This is a genomic window from Formosa haliotis (genome assembly GCF_001685485.1).
Lineage (GTDB): Bacteria > Bacteroidota > Bacteroidia > Flavobacteriales > Flavobacteriaceae > Formosa > Formosa haliotis.
Genome location: NZ_BDEL01000001.1, coordinates 551398 through 576617 on the forward strand (window position 1 = coordinate 551398; position 25220 = coordinate 576617).

The following is a 25220-nucleotide window of genomic DNA, read 5'->3' on the forward strand; positions in this document are numbered from 1 at the left end:
AGTCTAATTATTAATTAAATACACGGCGTCTTCCCCATCTTGTTCTTGCCATTGTACTATTACTTTTTCTTTATTTATCGCATCTACTTGTCGCCCTCTATAATTAGGCTGAATTGGTAAATGTCTACTAAAACGTCTGTCTATTAACGTTAAAAGTTCTATTTCTTCTGGTCTTCCAAAAGATTGTATTGCAGTAAGGGCTGCACGTATACTACGGCCAGTATATAACACGTCGTCTATAAACACGACATTTTTATTTTCTACTACAAAATTTATTTCGGTGGTATTGGCCTCCAGAGGTTTGTCGCTTCTTCTAAAATCGTCACGATAAAAGGTAATATCTAACAGACCTAGTTTAAGATCTTTAATTTTATAATCGTCTTTTAAAATTTGAGCTAACCGCAGTGCTAGAAATTTTCCTCGAGGTTGTAATCCTATTAAAACGGTATTTGAAAAATCGTTATGTTTTTCAATAAGTTGACAAGCCAATCGATGAAGAATGATGTTTACCTCTGTGGCGTTAAGTAACACTTTTTGACTCATATTGTTTTCAAACATATTTGCTAAACAAAGGTAAGGTAAAATTTTAATAATTGGGATTGCCTTAGAAACAAAACATAAAAAAGCCTTCCAAAATATGGAAGGCTTTTAAGTTATAAACAGTTAGAAAAAAATTATTTTCCTTCCATTTTATCTTTAAGAGCTTGTAAAGCATCGTTAGCATCACCTAAAGTTGGCTTAGCTTCTTGCGCTTGAGCAGCTACTTTTTAGCAGCAGCTTTAATATTAGCAATCTCTTCTTCTTTGAAAGTAGCTGTATGAGAAGCTACTACTCTTTTAAATTCTTTGTTGAATTCAATGATCTTAAATTCTGCAGAATCTCCTTTTCCTAATTTAGAACCATCTTCTTTCTCTAAGTGACGAGAAGGAACAAAAGCAACGATATCTTCGTTAAAGTCGATAGTAGCACCTTTATCTACAACATCTGCGATAGCAGCTGTATGTACAGTACCTACGGCGAATTCAGTTTCATACTTATCCCAAGGATTAGCAGTTGTTTGTTTGTGACCTAAAGATAATTTACGTCCTTCAACATCTAACTCAAGTACAACAACTTCTAATTTATCTCCAACAGCACAGAATTCTGATGGGTGCTTAATTTTCTTAGTCCAAGATAAATCTGAGATGTAAATTAATCCGTCGATACCTTCTTCTAATTCAACAAATACACCAAAGTTTGTAAAGTTACGTACAATACCTGTGTGCTTAGATCCTAATGGATATTTAGTTGTAATATCTGTCCATGGGTCTGGAGTTAATTGCTTAATTCCAAGAGACATTTTACGCTCTTCTCTATCTAAAGTTAAGATAACTGCTTCAACCTCGTCTCCTACAGAAACGAAATCTTGAGCTGAACGTAAGTGAGTAGACCAAGACATTTCAGAAACGTGAACTAAACCTTCAACACCTTCTGCAACTTCGATAAATGCACCGTAATCTGCGATTACAACAACTTTACCTATAACTTTGTCTCCAACTTTAACGTCTTCACCTAAAGCATCCCAAGGGTGTTTAGATAATTGTTTTAAACCTAATTGGATTCTTGATTTATCTTCATCAAAATCAAGGATTACAACGTTTAATTTTTGATCTAATTCAACAATCTCGTTAGGGTGGTTAATTCTAGACCAAGAAAGGTCTGTAATATGAATTAAACCATCTACACCACCAAGATCGATAAAGACACCGTAAGACGTAATATTTTTAACAACACCTTCTAATACTTGTCCTTTTTCTAATTGACCAATAATTTCTTTCTTTTGTTCTTCAATATCAGCTTCGATAAGCGCTTTATGAGATACAACAACGTTTTTAAATTCGTGATTAATTTTCACAACTTTAAATTCCATTGTTTTGTTTACGTACTGATCGTAATCTCTAATAGGCTTCACATCGATTTGAGAACCTGGTAAGAATGCTTCAATACCAAATACGTCAACGATCATACCACCTTTAGTTCTGCATTTTACAAAACCATTAACGATTTCACCAGTTTCGTGAGCCGCGTTAACGCGATCCCAAGCTTTAATTACACGAGCTTTTCTGTGAGATAATACTAATTGACCAGTTGCGTCTTCACGAACATCAATTAACACTTCTACTTTGTCTCCAACAGCTAGGTTTGGATTGTAACGGAATTCGTTTAAAGAAATAACACCTTCAGACTTTGCGTTAATGTCGATAATCGCATCACGATCTGTAATATGTACTACAGTTCCTTCTACAACTTCGTCATCTAAAGTGTCAACAAAATTTTCTGCTACTAATTTTTCAAATTCTTTTAATTGAGAATCTTCAACTTCATCAATACCTTCTTGGTAATTGTGCCAGTTAAAGTCTGCTAAGAATTTTTCAGGATTTGCTTGAGCTTCAGATACTTTTGGAGCCTCTACAGTTTTTGCTTCAGTTGCTTCAACTTCAGCTTGTTTTGCTTTTTCAGCCATTTAAATAAAATTAATAATGTTTGTGTTACTTTTCTATAAGGTAACCACCCACATTATGTTTTGTATCCTGTCTGTTCTTGGAAGATTTATGCGACAAACACACAGAAGTGTTATATATAATTTAGTTTCATTCCTTTTATCTTTCCAATTGTCGCTAAAAGGAGTGCAAAATTAATTATATTTTTTTAAATAGCCTAATAATTATAATTTAAATTAATCTACTGAAAACAAGCACATTAATTCTTTAAAGGAAATCCTTTAAAATGTGAGATAAGTCTTGAAGAAAATTAATATCTTGTAGTCACAAAAAATAAATTTAATATGACAGCAAAAGCAAAATATCAAGACGTACTTGATTTGGGAGAATCACTTAAAATTCAGAACGGCGATGTTTCTGAAGAAAATGGGGTTTTAAAAGTGAAAGGTATGGCTAAAACACAATACGAAAAGAACCTACTTTGGGACAAAATTAAGGCTATTGGCGGAGAACATCCTACCGACATTAAGGCTAATATTACAGTTGAAGACACTAGTGTTTTTCATAGACATATTGTAAAAAGCGGAGAAACCTTAGGAAAAATTGCCAAACAATATTATGGCGACGCTTCTAAATATCAAGCCATTTTTGAAGCTAATACAGATAAACTTAAAAATCCGGATCTTATTCATCCGAATCAAGAATTAGTGATTCCTAATTTATAAGACAAAACAATTTAAACAAGGGGCTGTTTAAAAAGTTAAATTCTCTACCACATGCTAAGTATGTGATAACATTCTAAATTACATATAGAATGAGAGTTGTTTACTTTTTGGACAGCTTTTTTTTATGCCTTTAAAATAGTTTGAACCTGCTGTAATATAAAGTCTAATTGTTCTTGTATGGTTAAATTAGAATTATCTATAGCAATGGCATCTTCTGCTTTATATAAAGGTGAATCTTTACGCGTGCTATCTAAATGATCGCGTTTTTGTACATTTTCTAAAACATCCTGATATGAAACTGTTTCTCCACGGTCTGACAATTCTTTAAATCGTCTTGCCGCTCGTGTATCGGCCGAAGCTGACATAAAAATTTTAAGTTCGGCATCTGGAAATACTACAGTTCCAATATCACGGCCATCCATAACAACCGCTTTATGTTTCCCTATTTCTTTTTGAATTTTAACCAATTGCGCACGAACTTCAGGAATCGCAGCAATGGTACTCACCAAATTTGAAACCTCTAAGGTTCTTATATCTCGCTCAATGTTTTCGTCGTTTAAATAGACTTCTGCAAAACCCAATTCGTCATTAAACTTAAATGATACTTTTGCATTGGGTAGTTCTGCAATTAGCTTGTCTTTAGAGAAATGATTGTTAGAAATCATATCATTTTGCATAGCAAAAAAAGTAATAGCCCGATACATGGCTCCAGAATCTACATACACATAACCCAAGGCTTTAGCGACTAACTTAGCAACTGTGCTTTTTCCTGTAGATGAAAATCCATCAATAGCAATCGTAATTTGTTTCATTATTTTAAGTCTATATTAATTCCGAAAAAGCTAGAACTCGCTGCACTAGAGTATCTGGCATAGGTATAACTAAATCGCATTCTATTCATTTTAATTCCAATTCCAGCAGAAAGTCCAGAGAAATTTCTTTCATCAACAATACGTAGCTCCTCACCTCTTCTAAAACTGTATCCCAATCGGATATTAAATCCGCTATCTGGAAAAAGCTCTGCACCTACAATGGTATGTCGAAACACATTTTTTAAAAACCCGACATCTTCAGAAGTTTGATTGCCTTCTAAATCGGTTTCATCGCGGGCAGGATTAGCGACCGCAATAGGCCATTGTTGTAAATTCTCGAAAGTTACATGCCAACGGATGGGTACGTTTTCTAATTTTTGAGAGAATCCTAAATCAATTTCTAAAGGTAATGGCTCATGCTGCCCAGCGTAAGTGGTAATTTGAGTTCCTAAATTTCTCACCACCAGAGCTGCATTAAAATCAATATCTTCATTGATATAAATTACACCAAAATCGAAGGCTGCTCCAAACGACGTGTATTGCTCTAATTTAGACGTGATTAGTTTTAAATTAGCGCCTACATAAAAGTCTGAAATCCCTACTCGTAACGCGTAACCTAAAGATAACGCAGATTCTCCTCCGCTAAACTCTCCAGTTTCATTTCCATCTTCATCATAGCCGTCAAACTGACCATAATTAACGTATGTAACACCAGCATGAAAGGTTTGTCTACGTCTGTCGTAAGTATGAGCAAACGCCGCCGTACCATAACTAATTACACCTAAATGACTGGTGTAATTTAAGGCTAACTGATTATCCATTTCATAATTAATAGTCGCCGGGTTGTATAAGGCTTGGGTAACATCGTAATCGACATTGGTAATCACTTTTCCCCCTAAAGCTGCTTGTCGTGGCGAAGACACTAAATTTAAGAATTGGTAAGTCGATTCGCCTCCCAATTGAGCAGACGCCACATAACTACAACAACCCATAAAAAATAATGCTAATTTTCGCCTCATACGGATGCAAATTAAATAAATCTTAAGTTTAAAACGCCTATTTCTTAATTATATTTTTAGGGATTTACAATGTTTTGTAATTGTTGACTTTACCTTCGAAAAACAAAAAATGCATCAAAAACAAAGTTGTTTTATGATGCATTTAAAAGTTTAAGATTATATTTTAAACTAAAATTATAAGGTTTTAGCGTTTTTTACTTTCTCCTTTGTAAGTGCAATTTTCAAGACATCGCTCATCTCGGAAACATAATGGAACGTTAATCCTTTTAAATATTCTGGTTTTATTTCTTCAATATCTCTTCTATTATCCTCACACAGCATAATTTCTTTGATACGTGCACGTTTAGCCGCAAGAATTTTTTCTTTAATTCCGCCAACAGGTAATACTTTACCACGAAGTGTAATCTCGCCTGTCATAGCTAAACTTTTCTTTACTTTTCGTTGTGTAAATAAAGACACTAAAGAAGTTAACATGGTAACCCCAGCACTTGGCCCATCTTTAGGCGTTGCTCCTTCTGGTACGTGAATATGTACATTATATTTATCGAATACATCCGGATTTAAATCTAGTTCCTCTGCATTTGCTTTTATATACTCCATAGCAATGGTTGCAGATTCCTTCATTACTTTTCCTAAGTTTCCGGTAATGGTTAAATTTCCTTTTCCTTTAGAAAGTATAGATTCTATAAATAAAATATCTCCACCAACACGTGTCCAAGCTAAGCCTGTAACCACACCAGCAACATTGTTATTTTCGTATTTATCGCGTTCTAATTTTGGTCCGCCTAATACTTCAATAATATCTTCGTTGGTTACTTTTATATTATAGGTCTCCTCCATGGCAATATTTTTTGCCGCATGACGTACCATTTTGGCAATTTGCTTTTCTAGGCCACGAACTCCAGATTCTCTGGTATAACCTTCAACTATTTTCTCTAGTTGTGCTTTAGCAATTTTTAAATCTTTATCGCTTAAACCGTGTTCTTTTAACTGCTTTGGCACCAAATGGCGTTTAGCAATCTCCACCTTCTCTTCTATAGTATAACCAGTAACATTAATAACTTCCATACGGTCTAATAATGCCGGTTGTATAGTATTTAAACTGTTAGAGGTCGCTACAAACATCACCTTAGATAAATCGTAGCCTAATTCAAGGAAATTATCGTGAAACTCGCTATTTTGCTCCGGATCTAATACTTCTAATAAGGCAGAAGATGGATCTCCTTGATTAGAATTCGACAATTTATCTATTTCGTCTAATACAAATACCGGATTAGAAGTCCCTGCCTTTTTAAGACTCTGAATAATACGTCCTGGCATAGCCCCTATATAGGTTTTTCTATGTCCGCGAATTTCTGCTTCATCGCGTAATCCACCTAAAGATACGCGTACATACTCTCTTCCTAAGGCCTCGGCAATCGACTTTCCTAAAGAAGTCTTACCAACTCCTGGAGGTCCGTAAAGACATAAAATTGGAGATTTCATATCGTTACGTAATTTTAATACCGCTAAGTATTCTATAATACGACGTTTTACATCCTCTAAACCGTAATGATCGCGATCTAGAATACGTTGTGCACGTTTTAAATCGAATTTATCTTTACTAAATTTCTCCCAGGGTAAATCTAGAAACAAATCTAAATAATTACGCTGAATAGAATATTCGGCCACTTGCGGATTCATACGTTGCATTTTTGCAATTTCTTTTTCGAAATGCTTAGCAACATCTTTGCTCCATTTTTTCTTTTTTGCACGCGCTTTCATTTCTTCTATCTCCTCTTCATAACTCACGCCACCCAATTCTTCTTGAATGGTTTTCATTTGTTGATGTAAAAAATATTCACGTTGTTGCTGATTCATATCACTCTGAACTTTCAACTGGATGTCGTTTTTAAGTTCAAGTTTCTGAAATTCAACATTCATATAACGCAAGGTCTCCAAAGCACGTTCTTTAAGATCGTTAGTTTCTAATAGACTTTGTTTTTCCTGAACCGTTAAATTCATATTAGAAGACACAAAATTGATTAGAAACGAATTGCTCTCAATATTTTTAATGGCAAACGAGGCTTCAGAAGGAATACTTGGACTCTCTTTAATTATTTGAAGCGATAATTCTTTAATAGAGTCGATAATCGCTGCAAATTCTACATTCTTCCTTGCAGGTCTTTCTTCAGGAACTTCTGCAATGGTAGCTGTTAAATAGGGTTCTTCGGTAATAACTTCGTTTACTTTAAAACGTTTTTTACCCTGAATTATAACTGTGGTATTACCATCGGGCATTTTTAAAACACGTAAAATGCGCGCAACTGTACCCGTTTTATAAATATCATTTGAAGAAGGATCTTCAATAGTTTCATCTTTTTGAGACACTACACCTATAACTTTTCCTCCTTTATTCGCGTCATTTATAAGTTTAATCGATTTGTCTCTACCTGCAGTAATAGGAATTACCACTCCTGGAAACAACACGGTATTACGTAACGAAAGTATAGGTAATGTTTCAGGAAGTTCCTCTTTATTTATTTCTTCTTCGTCCTCTGGGGTCATTAAAGGAATTAACTCTGAATTTTCATCAAATTCCTGCAATGACAAACTGTCAAGACTTAACAAATTAGATTTTTTCATATATATATTTAAGTCAATCTGTCATTATTAATGGTAATTCACAGATTGTTTTGTTTTAATTATTTCTATTACAAGCTATTATTTAATTCAAAATTAGCTTATTACCACTACATTTTTAAACATAGGTAATATCTATTTTTCAATTAATATGCCAAGCTAATAATATTATTAAAAACTTTGCTCTTAAAACTGTAACAATAAAGTAATACCTTCATCTATATAATAAACCATTAGTCATTTTTTGTAATTGTCAATAACAAATCAACATATCGATACGCTTATAGAGCATTGTAAAACAGGAAACCAATCGGCCCAATTGGAAGTTTACAATAGGTACTATAAAGCGATGTATAATACCTCTTTCAGAATTGTAAAAAACAGTTTTGAAGCCGAAGACATTATGCAAGATTCGTTTTTAACGGCATTTACAAAACTAGAAACGCTTAAAGATGTAAAAACCTTTGGAGCTTGGCTAAAACGTATAGTAATTAATAATAGTATTCAGCATTTTAACAAAAATAGTAAATATGAAGATGTCCCTTACGACACAGTAATGTATAAAATTGAAGACACTTATGTTGACGATAATCAAGATGAAACTTCAAAACAACGAGCAAAATTTGTTTTAGATGGCATGAATACTTTAAAAGATAATTACAGAATTGCGCTCACTTTACATTTAATTGAAGGCTACGATTACGAAGAAATTTCTAGCATTATGAATGTGAGTTATGCCAATTGTAGAACTACAATTTCTAGAGCCAAAGAAAGTTTAAGACAAAAATTACAAAAAGTCGTTTAAAAATATAAGATTATGAAACCAAACGATTCTATAGAAGATTTATTTAAAAGTTTACAACACGATTTTGATGTTGAAACGCCACATACCCATCACGAAAAGCGGTTTGCAGCAAAATTAAAGCTTCAAAATTCGGAGATACAACCTCGTAAAAAAACATATCCATTTTTAAAACCTCTTTTAGCAGTGGCAGCTACAGTTGTGCTACTTTTAGGATTAACGTTTGCCTTTAATAACCATAATAAGGAAGCAGGTTTAGCAAGCGTGTCGCCAGAAATGGCAAAAACTCAAAGTTTTTTTAATGCCACTATTGCTCAAGAATTAAAACAATTAGAAAAAGAACAAGCCCCAGAAGTACAGCCCTTAATACAAGATGCCTTAAAACAATTAAATATTCTAGAAGCCGATTACGAAAAACTAAAATTAGATTTAACAAAAAGTGGCAACGATAAACGCGTAATCTATGCCATGATTGCAAACTTTCAAATCGCATAGACATTCTACAAAATGTTATGGAAACTATAGACAATGTAAAACAATTAAAACATATTACTTATGAAAACCAAACTACCATATAACATCGCTTTTTTATTCTTACTCATTCCTTTAGCGGTGTTGGCTAATAATCCTTTAAAAGGAAAACATACCAAAGAAAAGGTCATTAAAAAAGAGTTTAAAGTAAATAGTAATGCAACCTTAAGTGTTGATAATAGTTACGGAAACCTAGATATTATTACTTGGAATGAAAACCGAATTGTGTTCGAAATTACGATCACTACCAATGGTAACGATTCAGATAAAGTACAGAATAAATTAGAAGATATTACAGTTGCATTTGATGCCTCTTCTAACCATGTGTCTGCGAAAACTATTTTTCATAAAACGAAATCGAAATGGTGGGACTGGAACGGTTCCGACAATGTAAACATGAAAGTCAATTATGTTATCAAAATGCCTATAACCAATAGTGTAGATTTAAGTAACGATTACGGTGCTATTAACCTAGATAAGCTAGAAGGAAAGGCTAAAATTAGCTGCGATTATGGTAAAATTACCACCAAAGAATTAATGGCCGACAATAATGAAATAAATTTCGATTACACCTCTAAATCGTATTTCGAATATATTAAAAGCGGACGTATTAATGCAGATTATAGTGGGTTTACAGTTGCAAAAACTAAAGATTTATTTATCAATGCCGATTACACCCAAAGTAAAGTTGAGATTGGCGAAAATGTGAGCTATAACTGCGACTACGGAAGTATTACAGTTGAAAAAGTTAATAATTTTAAAGGTGAAGGCGATTATTTAACCGTCGTGGTTGGCGATGTTTACAAATCTGTAAATATAAATGCCGATTATGGATCTATAAAGATTAAAAACATGACCGCTAATGCTAAAAATATAACTATCGATTCCGATTATGTCGGAATAAAAATCGGATACGATGCGAATTATCATTTCAACTTCGAATTAGATTTAGAGTATGCCGATTTACGAGATCAAGACGGATTCGAATTTAGCACCAAACGCATAGAATCTTCAGACAAATATTACAAAGGATATTACGGCAGTTCTAACACATCGAATACCATTACAATTAACTCAGATTACGGTAGTGTATCTTTTATAAAAAACTAAAAACACTTATTATAAATAATCATCAAAATCAATCAAAAAATGAACATTAATTATTTAAAAAAGGTCAGTCTAATTACCGTACTAGCCTTAGTATTAAACGCATGTGCAAGTTACGAACACCATGGCATTCAAGGTAATGGCAATGTAATTTCTACAACCAGAGCAACCACAAGTTACGACGCTATTACCTGCTCTGGAGCTATGGATTTTGTTTTAGTAAAAGGTACTGAAGGTGAAATTTCTATTACCGGAGAATCTAACCTTATTCCCTATATCCTAACCGAAGTGGAAGGAAACACATTAATTGTAAAAGTTAAAGAAGGTATAAATATAAGACCTAGTCATAACAAAGATGTCTTGATAAATATTCCTTTTGAAGATATTTTTGACGTTTCCCTCACGGGTTCAGGCGATTTAACGACTAAAAATACTATAAATTCTGAACAATTAATGGTTGGAATTACTGGATCTGGCGATATTATTTTAGATGTAAATACGACAACTGTTGATGCTAAAGTAACAGGTTCTGGAGACTTATCACTAGAAGGCCAAACAGAAAACTTAAACGTAAACGTTACCGGTTCTGGCGATTTTAACGGATATAATTTACAAACCAAAAATACCGACGTTTCAGTGAATGGTTCTGGAGATGCCCGAGTAAATACTCAAACCTATTTAAAAGCGCGTGTTTCTGGTTCTGGCGACATAGAATACAAAGGCAATCCTGAAAAAGAAGACTCTAAAGTATCGGGTTCTGGAAGTATTTCTAAAGCATAAACACTTTAAATATTTAAGGATTAGGCTATATCTAATTAAAAACGGTCATTTTGAAATAGATTCAGAATGACCGTTTTTAATATTTAACGTTATGAGAACCTAAATCAAGTTCAGGCTTGACGAAAACATGTTTTTTATTTTTTCACTTCCTCTTTAGGAATACGATATAATAGAATTATTCCTATTAAAAAGAAGACAAATAAAAACAGGATTGAATTTCGCATACTCCCCGTTATTTGATCTATACTTCCGTAAATAAGCATCCCTATAACGATACCAATTTTTTCGGCTACATCGTAAAAACTAAAATACGATGTTGTTACTTCTGTGTCTGGCAAAAATTTAGAATATGTAGATCGTGACAGGGCTTGAATTCCGCCCATTACCAAACCAACAAACATCGCTGTAATATAAAATTGCATAGGAGTTTCTACAAAATATCCATATAAACACAGACACATCCATATAAAATTAATAACAATAAGTGTTTTTACATTTCCAAATTTTGCAGAAGCTTTAGAGGTTAATATAGCACCTAAAATAGCAACTATTTGAATAACTAAAATACTACCTATGAGTCCCATAGTTTTAGCTTGATCGCCTCCCCACTCTACTTCTTGTTCTCCAAAATAAGTCGCCACCAGCATTATGGTTTGTACCGCCATGCTGTACACGAAAAAAGCACTTAAATAACGCTTTAAGCGTAAGTTCTTTTTTATGTCTTCAAAAACATGTTTTAATTCTTTAAAACCGTTTAATAATACATCTTTAGTAACCTTGTCTCCCGTTTTTACACCTTTAGGTAATATATAATAGGTGTACTGACTAAATAAAATCCACCAGATTCCCACACTTATAAAGGAATATCGCATGGCTTTCATAGCTGCTTCACCCTCGGTACCTGTAATACCGAAAAAGTCGGGTTTCATTACCATGGCTAAATTCAATATTAACAATAAAACACTTCCTAAATAGCCTAAAGAGAATCCTTTCGCACTAATTTTATCTTGTTGTTCGGGAAATGCTATATCTGGTAAATACGAATTGTAAAATACTAAACTTCCCCAATATCCTATCAACCCTAAAAAGTAGAATGCCAAACTCACATAAATATAATCTAAGCTAAACCAGTTTAATCCTATACATGCTAAAGCTCCAGTGTAACAAAACACTTTCATAAACACTTTTTTATTTCCTATATAATCGGCAACTCCCGATAGAATGGGCGAAATAAAAGCGATAACTAGAAAAGCAAATGCGGTAACAAAAGATATTAAGGCTGTATTTTTTACATCGGCTCCAAAAATATGAACACGCTTATCATCTGCTGTAAATAAAGCCCCGTAAAAAATGGGGAAAATGGTTGAAGCAATGGTTAAAGTATAAACAGAATTTGCCCAGTCGTAAAACGCCCAAGCATTTAAAAGTGTTTTACTTCCTTTAGGATATATTTTCATTAAAAATTTGGATTAATACCTTAATAATTTAAATGTGTATTTTAAACGAATAGATTGATTATTCGGTAAACGAAGTTACACCGAATTTTTTTGCTTCTGCTCTAGCATTCGGTACCAAAGCATTTAAACTTGAGATTCGCGATGCATTTGATGGATGCGTCGCTAAAAGTTCTGGAACATTAGAAGATTCCATACGTTTCCATAATTCGGGAGTAACCGCAGGGTCGTAACCTGCAATAGCCATTAAAACAATTCCTATTCTATCGGCTTCGGCTTCATGACTTCTACTAAACGGTAACATACCCGCTACATTCGATCCGATTCCGTAATACTGATTAAATAAATCGCGACTTTGATCGTCTGTAATGGCTACATTCCCGGCAATAGCGATACCTTGCTGAATATAAGCGGCACTCATACGTTGTTGACCATGGTTAGCTAAGGCATGAGCAACTTCATGTCCCATTATGGCCGCAATCCCAGCATCTGAACCTGCAATTGGTAGTATTCCGGTATAAAACACAATTTTACCACCTGGCATACACCAAGCATTTTTTTCCTCGCTATCTACTAAATGATATTCCCATTGATAGCCTTTTAAATACCCTACATAACCGTTTGCATTTAAATACCGCTCGGCAGCTTTTGCAATACGCTCTCCTATTCTTGTTATTCTTCTGGCGTCTTCAGTTCCTTTTACTACTTTATGTTCTTTTAAAAAGGCATCGTACTGTTGGAAAGAAGCAGGAAATAATTGATCGTTGGAAACCAAAGCCATGGTTTGCTTACCTGTAAACGGATTTGTCGCGCAAGATCCAAACATTAACATGCAAGCTAAAAAGCAAACACGGAAAGTTATATTCATAACATTTATTTTTTAATTAAAATTACAAAAACCTATCGGAATGTGATTTTTAAAACTTTTTCTTTTATTTTTTCGTAAGTATAATCATATAAAACGACAATTTAAATAAAACAATTATAATATGAAACCATTTTTTTTGATATGCATTGCCTTTAGTCTTTTTTCTTGCCAAGGGTTTTCACAACAAAAAGACTCTAAAACGACCTCTTATAAAGTAACCAAAAGTAGTTCAGAATGGAAGGCTCAACTTACCGACATACAATACCGCGTGATGCGAGAAGAAGGTACCGAACCACCTTTTTCTAGTCCGTTAAATAAAATTTACGAACCTGGAACTTATCATTGTGCAGGTTGCGATACTCCATTATTTAATAGTGAAACTAAATTTGATTCGGGTACAGGCTGGCCAAGTTTTTACGATTATATAAAAGGAAATGTTAGCTTTTCGTCTGGAGGTGGCGGCATGTATGGTATAGAAGAACACTGCGCAACTTGTGGTAGTCATTTAGGCCATGTATTTAACGATGGTCCAAGAAAAACTACAGGGAAACGCCATTGTATAAATGGTGTGGCTTTAAAATTTGTACCTAAAACGAATTAAATATCAGACTTTAATTTTCTTTTAAACGGACGAATAATTAATCGGGCTTCTCTATCGAAACGAATATAATTATATACCCAGTTTACAAAAACAATCATCCGATTTCTAAATCCGATTAAAAAGAATAGATGAACAAACATCCATACAAACCATGCAAAAACCCCTTGAAATTTAAATTTAGGCATATCGACAACGGCCTTATTTCTACCTACTGTAGCCATAGCGCCTTTGTCTTGATATTTAAACGGAACCATAGGCTTACCAGCCAATAAACGTTCTATATTTGGCCCTAGTTGTTTTCCTTGCTGGATGGCAGGTTGTGCCATCATTGGGTATCCAAAAGGATGGGTTTCTGTTTCTATTTGTGCCACGTCGCCAATAGCGAATATATTTGGGTATGCCTCTAACTGATTATAAGCGTTAACTTTAATACGATTGCTTCTTAAATCTATATTTTCGGCATCTAGGCCTTTTATAGCAGCACCTTTAACCCCTGCTGCCCAAACCATAGTAGCAGTTTCGAAAGTCACATCACTATTCGTTGTAACCGTTTTACCATCGTAACCTTTAACACGTAAATTTTTCCAAACATTTACCCCTAATTCTTCTAAAAATTCTTCCGCATTTTCTGAAGCCGTTTCACTCATTTCTTTTAAAATACGATCTCCAGATTGTATTAAATGAATTTGGGCCAAACGCGTATCTAAATCTGGATAATCTTTTGGTAGAATCCCTTGTTTTATTTCTGCCAAAGCACCAGCAAGCTCTACCCCTGTGGGTCCCGCACCAACAATTACAAAGTTCATTAACGCGTTGCGCTCGTTTAAATCGTTAGTAAGTAAAGCATCTTCAAAGTTTTCTAAAATTAAACTTCGTAAGTTTAAAGACTGCGGAATGGTTTTCATGGCCATACTATGAGTCTCTATAGAGGTATTACCAAAATAATTGGTTTCAGAACCTGAAGCAATCACCAAATAATCAAATTTTAATTCCCCTATATCGGCTTTAATCCATTTTCCTATGGGATCAATTTCTAACACATTTGCCAAACGAAATTGAAAATTTTTGTAATCTTTAAGGATTTTTCGAATAGGATAAGCAATAGAATCTGGTTCTAAACCTCCTGTAGATACCTGATATAGTAAGGGTTGAAAATTATGATAATTATGCTTGTCTAGAAGTACAACCTGGACTTCTAATTTAGATAATGTCTTGGCCAAAGATACGCCAGCAAAGCCTCCTCCTATAATAACAACACGAGGGTTACTCGTTCTGGGTATATTCATATTTAATAAGTTACAGAACAAATATAATAAAAGATCTATTTTTTAACTTCCAAAATTCATAATTCGAAATAGGTTTCGTAAATTCGTAGTCTTAAATGATTTAAAGAATTAGACATGAGTAAATACGATATTATTGTTCTTGGAAGTGGTCCTGGAGGCTACGTAACCGCTATTAGAGCGTCTCAATTAGGTTTTAAAACTGCCATTGTAGAAAAGGAAAACTTAGGTGGAGTTTGTCTTAATTGGGGATGTATTCCTACCAAAGCCCTTTTAAAATCGGCTCAAGTATTCGAATATTTAAAACATGCAGATGACTATGGTTTATCTGTAAAAGAATTCGATAAAGATTTTGGCGCTGTTGTAAAACGTAGCCGAGGTGTAGCCGACGGAATGAGTAAGGGTATCCAATTTTTAATGAAAAAAAATAAAATTGACGTTATTAATGGATACGGTACTTTAAAACCAGGAAAAAAATAGACGTTGATGGTACGGTATATAGTGCCGACCATATTATTGTGGCTACAGGTGCACGTTCTCGTGAATTACCAAGTTTACCACAAGATGGTAAAAAAGTAATTGGTTACCGTGAAGCTATGACTTTACCAGAGCAACCTAAGAAAATGATTGTTGTAGGTTCTGGAGCAATTGGTGTAGAGTTTGCATATTTCTATAACTCTATGGGTACAGAAGTAACCATAGTAGAATACTTACCTAATGTAGTTCCTGTAGAAGACGAAGACGTTTCTAAACAATTAGAGCGTTCTTTCAAGAAAATTGGAATTAATATCATGACATCTTCAGAAGTTACTTCTATAGACACGTCTGGAAAAGGTGTTAAAGCTACTGTAAAAACAAGTAAAGGTGAAGAAGTTCTTGAAGCAGACATCATCCTTTCGGCAGTAGGAATTAAAACAAATATTGAAAACATCGGATTAGAAGATGTTGGTATTGCTGTAGATCGCGATAAAATCTTAGTTAACGATTATTACCAAACAAATATCCCTGGATACTATGCAATTGGTGATGTTACTCCTGGTCAGGCTTTAGCACACGTTGCTTCTGCAGAAGGTATTTTATGTGTTGAAAAAATTGCAGGAATGCACGTTGAGCCAATCGACTACGGAAACATTCCAGGTTGTACCTATGCATCTCCAGAGATTGCAAGTGTAGGTTTAACTGAAAAGCAAGCTAAAGAAAAAGGTTACGAATTAAAAATTGGTAAATTCCCATTCTCTGCTTCTGGTAAAGCTAGTGCCGCTGGAAACAAAGATGGTTTCGTAAAAGTAATTTTCGATGCTAAATATGGCGAATGGTTAGGTTGCCATATGATTGGTGCTGGTGTTACAGATATGATTGCTGAAGCAGTTTTAGGACGTAAACTTGAAACTACTGGTCATGAAGTATTAAAAACCATTCACCCTCACCCAACGATGAGTGAAGCTGTAATGGAAGCTGTAGCTGCTGCTTACGACGAAGTAATTCACATCTAATAAAACATCGTTTTATTTTATATATAGAAAAGGAGATTCAAATTGAATCTCCTTTTTTTATGTACTATAATTATATGTGGACTTAGAACATATATCCTACCCCAAATTGCCATACACTATTCTTGCCATCTACGTCTCCCAAAATGGTGTCATCTTCAAAAATTTTGGTTAAACCTAAAGTGTAGCGCGCACTTAAAAATAAACCAGCATCAAACTTGTACGAAGTACCAAAGGCTAAGCTAGTTTCAAAATCTTTCACATAAGAATCGTTACTATCAACTTCAAAATCACCACTATCAGCATTTGGCTCCCAATCAAATTCTTCATGAATTTTAAATCCAAATTGTGGCCCTACTTCAACACTTAATCCTTCAATTAAATATGCTTTAATTAATAAGGGCACCTGAATATAATCTAATTGATACTCTAAATTCTCATCGGTATCAAATACATTATCCTGATCTATTTCTAAAATATCAAACCCTTGCCCAGAATAAAATACCTCAGGTTGGAAAGAAATTCTTTCAGAAATAGGAATTTCGGCCAATAGTCCCGCATTAAAACTTGTTCTTGAATCTACATCGTTAAAATCATCGCCTATTAGCTTAGAAAAATTAACTCCTGCCTTCGCTCCAAATTGAACGGCTTTAGAATCTGATTGCGCGTAAATCGATGTTATAGTAAATACTAATACTCCTGTAATTGCAATTAATTTTTTCATATTTTTTTAATGTTTTAATTGAGTTATTAACCCAAATCTATAAGCCATAAATTAACTGACAATAAGACTTAACAGCATATTAACAAGATGTGTAATTCTTCAAAAAAACAATCGTAATTATTAAAATTTAGAGGCAACTCTATTGAAATAATTGTTAACTCCTTTGCTTCAATTTGCCACATTTAAAATGAGTTTAGAATACCTTGCAAAATCGTTAAAGACAGAAAAAAATTGAAATCTTTACTCTATATATTATCTATTCAAAACGTCTAGACTTCTAATTACACTATTACTTTTACACGATATTTTATAAAAAAATGTAGATATAAGCTTCGCTATTCATACTTTTGAAAAAAGTACATCATATGGAATTAAAAGACCTTATCGCTAAAAGGCGCTCTGTAATGCCCGATCAATATAATTCAAAACCCATTTCTAAAGCCGTTATAGATCAACTTTTAGAAGCGGCAAATTGGGCTCCCACCCATAAGCGTACAGAACCATGGCGATTTAAAGTTTTACAAGGAGATTCTCAAGAGGCTCTAGGAGTCTTTCTTTCAGAAAAATTTAAAAGTACAACCGATAAATTTTCAGAATTTAAATTCAATAAACTGAGAGAAAATCCTAAAAAAGCAGGAGCTATTATTGCCATTTGTATGGCACGTGATCCGGAGGCTAGTATTCCCGAATGGGAAGAAATTGCTGCTACAGCTATGGCCGTACAAAATATGTGGCTTATGGCTACAGACCTACAATTAGGCTCGTATTGGAGTTCTCCTGGATTAATAGATTATATGGACGAATTTTTCAGTCTAGCACCTAACGAGCGCTGTTTAGGTTTTTTCTATTTAGGATACTACGATACGCCATCACCAGAACGGATACCAAAACCTCTATCTGATAAAGTAGAATGGCTATAATTTTAACAATTATTTAGTCCACTTTCTTCCTTAAAAACTACCAAAAGATAGTATATTTACACAATAAAAGATAAAATTATCTTTTATTGTGTAATTTATAGTATTATGAACACATTTATGCCAGTAATAGATACCTTACCAGAAGGACATCCTGTACGTGTTTATTTTGAAGAGGCTAAACTCATAGAAGGCTTATTAGATGAATTGCAAGGTGTAGATCCTGCAGAAGATTTTCAGAAATATTTTAATATTTTTAACCAACTTGCTACTATTGAAAAGCGGTTTAGAAGAAAGGAAAACCAATTGTTTCCATATTTAGAAAAATATGAATGGTACGGCCCTTCTAAACAAATGTGGTCTTTTCACGATACCTTAAGAGATCAAATACGGTTATTAAATATACACAACGAGGTACGCGATATACCAAAAATAAAAAAGGATCTTCCCTATTTAATCAATGGCATAAATCGCCTGTTAGAAATTGAAGATATTCGTTTATTTCCAAATGCTATGGAATTATTAAGTGATGACGATTGGAAAGAGTTTTACGAAGGAGACGAAGAAATTGGTTGGATGTTAGCCAATAAACCAATGCCCTACCCTGCTGTAACGGAACAGCCTTACGAACATCCTAGTCAAGCAATAAATACGCCTGAATTGACTTTTTCGCTAGAAAATACTTTTCATTACGATGAAGGATATATGACGCCAGAACAGGTTAATTTATTATTGCGTTTTTTACCTTTTGATGTGACTTATGTTGATGAAAATGATAAAGTCATTTTTTATAACCGCGGAGACGATCGTGTATTTCCAAGAAGTAAAGGTATTATAGGTCGTGAGGTTAAATTTTGCCATCCTCCAAAAAGTGTCGATACCGTTTTACGAATTTTAGAAGAGTTTAAAGCTGGCAGAAAAGATGTAGCCGATTTTTGGTTCGATATGAAAGGGCAGATAATCTATATTAGATATTTCGCTATTCGCGATAAAAACAAAACATATAAAGGTGTGCTTGAAGTGTCTCAAGACATTACCACTATTAAAAAGCTAGAAGGTCAGAAACGACTTTTAGATTGGGATTAATTTTATATACAGTTAAAAACGAAAGTGGCTGTCTAAAAAAGTTAAGTTTTCGTCAACCTGAACTCGATTCAGATTCTCACATAATTGATTACTATTGTGATATTCTAAAATAAATTTAGAATGACGAATTTCAATACTTTTCAGACGGCCTCTTTTTATATAAAGCTTTTTATAGCCAACTCGTAACTTTGTAAGCCAAAACCAAGAATAACACCTTTAGCATTAGGCGAAATATACGACTGATGTCTAAACTCTTCTCTAGCAAAAGTATTAGAAATATGAACTTCAACTACTGGAGTTTCTATGGCCTTCACAGCATCTCCTATGGCAACCGAAGTATGTGTATAAGCTGCTGCATTTAATACAATACCATCAAAACTAAACCCTACTTCATGCATTTTATCTATGATTTCTCCTTCTACATTAGATTGAAAATACGATAAATCTACCTCTGTATATTTTGCTTTTACAGTCTCAAAAAACTCTGTAAAGGTTAAACTTCCGTAAATTGCTGGTTCGCGTTTTCCTAATAAATTTAAATTAGGTCCGTTTATTATTAAAATTTTCTTCATAAAGTAAATGTAAAAAAGATTGAGACATAAAAAAAGAGCGATTAAAAAAATCGCTCTCCTATATAATTAATAGTAAGTTTGAACTTAGTTTAGGTTCAACATAACTCCAAAATTAAGGGTAGACCATGTTACCCAACTGTTGTTGTTACTAACACCTGTATAAGAAAAGTTTAACTGCACTAAATCTGATAAGTTAAAAGCAAATACTGGTCTGTAGTAGAAACCACCATCAAAACTATCGCTAATTCCTATAGCGTACCCTAGGTCTGCACCAAACTCAATTTTAGGAGTTGGAACATAACGCGTTGCTACAGCAACTGGAATAAATTGAAAATCTTCACCTTCATACTCAACAAAAACACCTTCATAATCATCTCCAAATACAATTCCATATCCAGAGGCAATACCCATGCTTAATTGTGGAACAACAGGATATAAATAGTTTACATCAATAGATAAACCTGCAGAAGAGTAATCTGATAAATCTGCTATTGGTAGCATAAAACTTGCTCCAAAATTTAATCCGGTGTGTCCACTAGAAACAGGTCTGTAAACCGTTTGTTGTGGGTGAGTTGTCGTGGTAGTTGTTGTACTTCTAACTACGGTTTGTGCTTGCATACAAGCAAAAGAACCAAGTGAAATTAAAGCAATTAAAACTAATTTTTTCATAATAAATTTATGTTTGATTAACAATTCCAAATTACTAACTTTTTTGTTTAATATTAAAAATAAAACTGAAAAATATTCATATTAAACAATTGAAGTCTGTCTAAACAGCTGTATTTTACTAGTATGGCAATCGAATAAATAATTAAACCGAGTTTGCTTTAAATATGATTAATATTTGATATTTTGCTAGCATGAAATGGGAAAACGCTTTAAAAGATTATAGTTTATTTTTAAAAATAGAGCGCGGATTATCGGCTAATTCGGTAAGTAGTTATGCCTTAGACGTTAAAAAACTAATGGTGTTTCTAGAAACCAATACGATTAGCATCTCGCCTGTAGAAATTTCATCGGAACACATTCAACAATTTATTTACGAAGCGGCTAAAACATTAAATGCACGGTCCCAAGCACGTTTAATTTCTGGTCTTCGTAGTTTTTTTGATTATTTAATTTTTGAAGATTATCGGGCAGATAACCCTTTAGAGTTGATTGAATCTCCTAAAATTGGTAGAAAACTACCAGACACTTTGAGCGAAGAAGATATAGACCAATTAATTGAAGCCATCGATTTATCATCAAATGAAGGCGAACGAAATCGTGCTATTTTAGAAACACTTTACAGTTGTGGCTTACGGGTAAGCGAATTAACGAATTTAAAAATATCTGACTTATATTTCGACGAAGGTTTTATAAATGTAACCGGTAAAGGCGATAAACAACGCTTTGTGCCTATTGTGGCTTCAACAATAAAATATATTACTATTTATTTAAGAGATATCCGCCCACATCTAAACATTCAACCAGGTCATGAAGACACCGTATTTTTAAATCGTCGTGGCAAGCAATTAACCCGCGCTATGATTTTTACCATAATTAAACAATTGGCTGTAAAAATTGACCTTAAAAAGCGTATTTCTCCGCATACCTTCAGACATTCGTTTGCGACCCATTTGCTTCAAAACCAAGCCGACTTACGATCCATCCAATTGTTATTAGGTCATGAAAGTATCACTACTACCGAGATTTATGTGCATCTCGACAAAAAACATCTTACCGAAGTTGTAGAGAAATTTCACCCTAGAAAGTAAGTGGTTATCATTTAGATTTAATCCTTTTCTGTTGTATTTGTATCGGTGTGTGTTTATGAATACAGTTCCGGCAATTCTTAAAAAGAACTGTCCTACTTTGTATCATCTTTAATTTATAGTATCTTCAAATTAGGAAACCTTACTAAAAGTCTCTTTATTTATGTTATACCTGTATAATAAAGAGACTAAACCATATTGGCCAGACTATGAAAAAATTATTATTCTTATTTAAACGATTAAAATCTACCTTTTGGTTTATTCCTGTATTAATAATAATATTATCTATTTTTCTTTCTATAGGTCTTGTGTCCTTAGACCAAGTTGTAACCTTACCGCACGAGGGTTTAGCTCGGTTCTTTTTTGTAAATAGTGCAGATTCTGCTCGTAGTATTTTATCTACCATCTCTGGCGCTATGATTGGTGTTGCCAGTACTGTATTTTCTATAACCTTAGTAGCTTTAACTTTAGCGTCTTCGCAATTTGGACCGCGCCTCATTCGGAATTTCATGTATGTAAGGCTGAATCAAATTGTATTGGGGTCTTATGTGTCAACCTATATTTATTGCCTTTTTGTGTTAAACGCTATTAAAGAAAGTGACGGTTATACGTTTATGCCATCTTTATCTATACTTGTGGCCATAATAGCTGCGTTTATAAACATTTTGCTGCTTATTGTTTTTATTCACCAAATCGCAACAAGTATTCAAGCGGATAAGGTAATTTCTGATATTTCTGATATTATTTCCAACCAATTCCAGTCCTTATATCCTGATAAAATGGGTGAAGAGTTAACACCAGAAACCCCTTTGAATGTAGAATTTATAAAATCGGAATATTTAATCCAAACTCCTATAACATCTAAAAAAAACGGATATATACAGTATATAGATAACGATGCCCTTTTGGAGGCTGTTAGCGATTTAAACGCCGTACTAGACTTAGACTTTAAACCTGGAAATTATATTGTGGATGGCCTTGAAATTGGACTATTATATTCCAACGAGACTTTGGATGAAAAGCAATTAGAATCCATCACAAATCAGTTTGTAATTGGTAAAACAAAAAATGCACAACAAGATCTTGAGTTTTCTATTTTACAGATGGTTGAAATAGCATCTCGAGCATTATCTCCGGGTGTTAACGATCCGTTTACGGCCATTACTTGTATAGACAATCTAACGTCTACGTTATGCCACTTAACTCAAGTAAAATTTCCTTCTAATTACAGAATGGACAACGATCGTCATTTAAGAATAATCACGGAGCATTTATCATTTGAAGACTTTTTAGATTCGGCTTTCAATCAAATTCGTCAATATTCTGCTGGATGCACCTCTGTAATATTAAAATTGATGGATGCATTAATTACCATCAACAAATTCGCTAAAAAAGCAGTATATAAACAAGCACTTATAAAACATGCAGAAATGGTTGTAAATGTGGGCAAAGCGTCTTTAAAAGAAAAACGTGATCTTGATTTGTTATTAGTTCGGTCTAAAGCCATCTTATAACACAAAAAAGGTCCAGAATTACTTCCGAACCTTTTTAAGTAACACCTATTAAAATTCTACTGCTTAATAATTTTTATAAAATGAGATTAACCTTTTAACCACGCCTTACGTAATTCTATTTGTTTTGCTGTAGCTTCTGGATTTGCTTTAAGTGCCTGCCCTGTAGTATAGGTTTTGGTTAATTTTGTTTTAATCACCACTTCTTTACCAAATCTTGTTAAACGTACATCGATATCTTGTCCAGGCTGCCACATGATCATTTTCTGTAACATATCATTCGCGTTTACAATGGTCATTTCCTCTCCATTTATACTCTTAATAATATCGTTTGGCAATACCCCTTGCTCATGCCAAAAACTATTGTCTCTTACCAAATCGCTAAAAAATATCGTTCTCGTAACAGGATCACCTCCTAAAATTAATTCACCATTATTCAGTAAATAATTGGTTTCAATTTTACTTTCAGTTTCTATTAAACCTACTTTATTAAAATAAATATTATAATCTATAGGTGTTGTTCCTACCACATGTGTATTTAAAAATTCTCCCACTTCAGGATAGGTCATGCTTGTAATTTCTGCAATTAAACTATCATCATCAAATGGTTTATTTTTACCATATTTTTTCGATAATTCTTTCATTAAAGATAAAATACCACGTTGTCCGTTGCTTTCTTCACGCATAATAATATCGATACACATACCAATTAAAGCACCTTTCTGGTACACATCGATATAGTTATCGGAATATGGTTTTTCTAAGATATTTTCACTCATTTTAGTAAAACTCATGGTATCATCAAAACTCTTAGACATATGGATTTTTTCCATGAGTTTTGAATAAAACTGATCTTCAGAAACCAAATCTTCACTTACCTGAAACAAGGTTGCAAAATACTCTGTTACCCCCTCATACATCCATAAATGCTTAGAAAAAGTAGGATTGTTATAATCGAAATAATGTACATCTGCAGAATGCACACTTAAAGGCGTTACAATATGGAAAAATTCATGAGACACGACATCTATCATACTTTCATCTAAAGCTTCTTCAGGCATACTATCTTGTAACACCACCACTGTAGATGTGTTGTGCTCTAGAGCTCCAAAACCTTTCGGGTTTCCTTCTCCTTCACCAGCCAAATACAAATAAATGTCGTATCGAGAAGTTGTATGAATATCGCCTAAAAATGCTTTTTGAGCTTGCATCATTTTTTCCATAGTCTGACGCAATTTTTTAGCGGTATGTGTTTTAGATGGCGAGTACACACTTAAAACCACTTTTATATCGCCAACTTGAAATGTTTCAACATCTAAATCTCCATACATCATCGGGTTATCGGTAATATCAAAATATCTTGGTGCAGCATAACTCGTGGTTACTGTAGTACCATCTTCACTAGTTACCTCTTTTACATTTTGTAACGCCGATGTGCGTTTAAAAGTAGCTGGAGCTGTAACATCTAAGGTATATTGATTGTTTTTTAAAGAATCGAAATACCCAATAAATCCGTGCAGATTTAATACATAGTTGTTAGGTTCTATATTCGTCCCAGAAGGTGAAAATGGGGTATCCCCTCCTATTCCTCCTTCTACTTCTATATCGAAAGTGTCGTTAACATAATAGGTAACATAATCTAGGTTTACGGCATTAGGGATCGTCCAAGAATTAACGTCTAATTTAGTTGTCGGAATTTCTTCGCCTTTATAATTGTAAGCTTTAAAATCGTCTATATATTTACCAAAATCGCTTACAGAGTAAGTACCCTGTACTACGCGCGGCAATCTATAAACAACGGTGTCTTGTGCAAATCGACCAGGGTTAATAGTAACAGGTGCTTTATCGTCTACCACTTTAGTTAAATTGATAGAAGTTACAATAGGTGTATTTAAAGCCGAATCGTCTTTTGATACTTTTTTAGTAGAGCCACAGCCTACAAGTACTAAACCTGCAAGTGCTAAAGCAAAGAATTGATTTTTCATGTATTAGTTTGTTTAATCTAAATTAGTCTGCCAAATTAATAATCTGAAACAAAAAAGGATGACAACATTTTGTTAAAAGAAATTTGAATCACAGCTT

The 25220-nt window shown here is 33.7% G+C and carries 21 protein-coding genes and 2 pseudogenes; 11 read left to right on the forward strand and 12 right to left on the reverse strand.

The features are described 5' to 3' along the window. Positions 1-3 precede the first annotated feature (3 nt). Together pyrR and rpsA are read right to left on the reverse strand one after the other, a co-directional pair. On the reverse strand, positions 4-543 hold the full coding sequence (gene pyrR, locus A9D35_RS02325) for a bifunctional pyr operon transcriptional regulator/uracil phosphoribosyltransferase PyrR (protein ID WP_066225705.1): 540 nt from the start codon (positions 541-543) through the stop codon (positions 4-6). Between the two features lie 131 nt (positions 544-674). Further along, positions 675-2503, reverse strand: a pseudogene (gene rpsA / locus A9D35_RS02330) (30S ribosomal protein S1). Positions 2504-2824: 321 nt separating this feature from the next. Here rpsA and A9D35_RS02335 point away from each other — a divergent pair. Continuing rightward, complete coding sequence (locus A9D35_RS02335; RefSeq protein ID WP_066218467.1) at positions 2825-3205, forward strand: LysM peptidoglycan-binding domain-containing protein; 381 nt, start codon at positions 2825-2827, stop codon at positions 3203-3205. A 122-nt stretch (positions 3206-3327) separates the two neighbouring features. Here the strand turns inward: A9D35_RS02335 and cmk are convergent, their stop codons facing one another. The 3 genes from cmk to lon all read right to left on the reverse strand — a co-directional run bounded on the left by cmk (position 3328) and on the right by lon (position 7661). Then, positions 3328-4017 (reverse strand): (d)CMP kinase, encoded by a 690-nt coding sequence (gene cmk / locus A9D35_RS02340; RefSeq protein ID WP_066218470.1) that lies wholly within the window; start codon positions 4015-4017, stop codon positions 3328-3330. Continuing rightward, entirely contained in the window at positions 4017-5036 is a 1020-nt protein-coding gene (porQ, locus tag A9D35_RS02345; RefSeq protein WP_066218475.1) for a type IX secretion system protein PorQ, read from the reverse strand. Before porQ ends, cmk begins: the two co-directional genes overlap by 1 nt. A 174-nt stretch (positions 5037-5210) precedes the next feature. Continuing rightward, positions 5211-7661: an endopeptidase La gene (gene lon / locus A9D35_RS02350; RefSeq protein ID WP_066218478.1), complete on the reverse strand. Its 2451-nt coding sequence runs from the start codon at positions 7659-7661 to the stop codon at positions 5211-5213. Positions 7662-7908: 247 nt separating this feature from the next. Here lon and A9D35_RS02355 point away from each other — a divergent pair, with 247 nt between their 5' ends. Genes A9D35_RS02355 through A9D35_RS02370 form a run of 4 tightly spaced genes read left to right on the forward strand, consistent with a single transcriptional unit; the run spans position 7909 to position 10878 of the window. Then, complete coding sequence (locus A9D35_RS02355; RefSeq protein WP_066218481.1) at positions 7909-8463, forward strand: RNA polymerase sigma factor; 555 nt, start codon at positions 7909-7911, stop codon at positions 8461-8463. 12 nt (positions 8464-8475) lie between these two features. Further along, a complete protein-coding gene (locus A9D35_RS02360) occupies positions 8476-8955 on the forward strand; it encodes a hypothetical protein (protein ID WP_235817834.1) in 480 nt (159 codons plus the stop codon). Between the two features lie 60 nt (positions 8956-9015). Beyond that, positions 9016-10101, forward strand: a complete 1086-nt coding sequence (locus A9D35_RS02365) for a hypothetical protein (RefSeq protein ID WP_066218484.1) — start codon at positions 9016-9018, stop codon at positions 10099-10101. 39 nt (positions 10102-10140) lie between these two features. Further along, positions 10141-10878, forward strand: a complete 738-nt coding sequence (locus A9D35_RS02370; RefSeq protein WP_066218487.1) for a head GIN domain-containing protein — start codon at positions 10141-10143, stop codon at positions 10876-10878. A gap of 134 nt (positions 10879-11012) precedes the next feature. Here A9D35_RS02370 and A9D35_RS02375 read toward each other — a convergent pair whose 3' ends face one another. Beyond that, the gene (locus A9D35_RS02375) at positions 11013-12335 is read right to left on the reverse strand and encodes an MFS transporter (RefSeq protein ID WP_066218492.1); all 1323 of its coding nucleotides are present in this window, start codon (positions 12333-12335) and stop codon (positions 11013-11015) included. Positions 12336-12393: 58 nt separating this feature from the next. After that, positions 12394-13200, reverse strand: a complete 807-nt coding sequence (locus tag A9D35_RS02380; RefSeq protein WP_066218494.1) for a M48 family metallopeptidase — start codon at positions 13198-13200, stop codon at positions 12394-12396. Between the two features lie 121 nt (positions 13201-13321). Here A9D35_RS02380 and msrB point away from each other — a divergent pair, with 121 nt between their 5' ends. Beyond that, on the forward strand, positions 13322-13801 hold the full coding sequence (gene msrB / locus A9D35_RS02385) for a peptide-methionine (R)-S-oxide reductase MsrB (protein WP_066218497.1): 480 nt from the start codon (positions 13322-13324) through the stop codon (positions 13799-13801). On the opposite strand, the gene A9D35_RS02390 is transcribed toward msrB, so the two are convergent. Next, on the reverse strand, positions 13798-15087 hold the full coding sequence (locus A9D35_RS02390) for an NAD(P)/FAD-dependent oxidoreductase (RefSeq protein ID WP_066218500.1): 1290 nt from the start codon (positions 15085-15087) through the stop codon (positions 13798-13800). The two genes, msrB and A9D35_RS02390, sit on opposite strands and share 4 nt — an antisense overlap. Positions 15088-15201: 114 nt before the next feature. On the opposite strand from A9D35_RS02390, the pseudogene lpdA reads away from it, so the two are divergent. Beyond that, positions 15202-16577 (forward strand): annotated as a pseudogene (gene lpdA / locus A9D35_RS02395) (dihydrolipoyl dehydrogenase). 82 nt (positions 16578-16659) lie between these two features. Here the strand turns inward: lpdA and A9D35_RS02400 are convergent. After that, positions 16660-17298, reverse strand: coding sequence for a porin family protein (locus tag A9D35_RS02400; protein WP_066218502.1), 639 nt, complete (start codon positions 17296-17298; stop codon positions 16660-16662). Positions 17299-17663: 365 nt separating this feature from the next. Here A9D35_RS02400 and A9D35_RS02405 point away from each other — a divergent pair, with 365 nt between their 5' ends. Together A9D35_RS02405 and A9D35_RS02410 are read left to right on the forward strand one after the other, a co-directional pair. After that, positions 17664-18218 carry a nitroreductase family protein gene (locus tag A9D35_RS02405; RefSeq protein WP_066218505.1) on the forward strand — a complete coding sequence of 185 codons (555 nt, stop codon included), beginning with the start codon at positions 17664-17666 and terminating at the stop codon, positions 18216-18218. Positions 18219-18323: 105 nt separating this feature from the next. Further along, complete coding sequence (locus A9D35_RS02410; RefSeq protein ID WP_083191590.1) at positions 18324-19301, forward strand: DUF438 domain-containing protein; 978 nt, start codon at positions 18324-18326, stop codon at positions 19299-19301. Positions 19302-19456: 155 nt separating this feature from the next. Here the strand turns inward: A9D35_RS02410 and aroQ are convergent, their stop codons facing one another. Both aroQ and A9D35_RS02420 read right to left on the reverse strand, forming a co-directional pair. Beyond that, positions 19457-19873 (reverse strand): type II 3-dehydroquinate dehydratase, encoded by a 417-nt coding sequence (gene aroQ / locus A9D35_RS02415; RefSeq protein ID WP_066218507.1) that lies wholly within the window; start codon positions 19871-19873, stop codon positions 19457-19459. An 84-nt stretch (positions 19874-19957) separates the two neighbouring features. Beyond that, positions 19958-20542: a hypothetical protein gene (locus A9D35_RS02420; RefSeq protein ID WP_066218510.1), complete on the reverse strand. Its 585-nt coding sequence runs from the start codon at positions 20540-20542 to the stop codon at positions 19958-19960. 191 nt (positions 20543-20733) lie between these two features. Here A9D35_RS02420 and xerD point away from each other — a divergent pair, with 191 nt between their 5' ends. Next, positions 20734-21630 carry a site-specific tyrosine recombinase XerD gene (gene xerD, locus A9D35_RS02425; RefSeq protein ID WP_066218513.1) on the forward strand — a complete coding sequence of 299 codons (897 nt, stop codon included), beginning with the start codon at positions 20734-20736 and terminating at the stop codon, positions 21628-21630. Between the two features lie 206 nt (positions 21631-21836). Continuing rightward, the gene (locus A9D35_RS02430) at positions 21837-23141 is read left to right on the forward strand and encodes a DUF2254 domain-containing protein (RefSeq protein ID WP_066218515.1); all 1305 of its coding nucleotides are present in this window, start codon (positions 21837-21839) and stop codon (positions 23139-23141) included. 86 nt (positions 23142-23227) lie between these two features. Here A9D35_RS02430 and A9D35_RS02435 read toward each other — a convergent pair whose 3' ends face one another. Beyond that, complete coding sequence (locus A9D35_RS02435; protein WP_066218520.1) at positions 23228-25123, reverse strand: M61 family metallopeptidase; 1896 nt, start codon at positions 25121-25123, stop codon at positions 23228-23230. Positions 25124-25220: the final 97 nt, after the last annotated feature.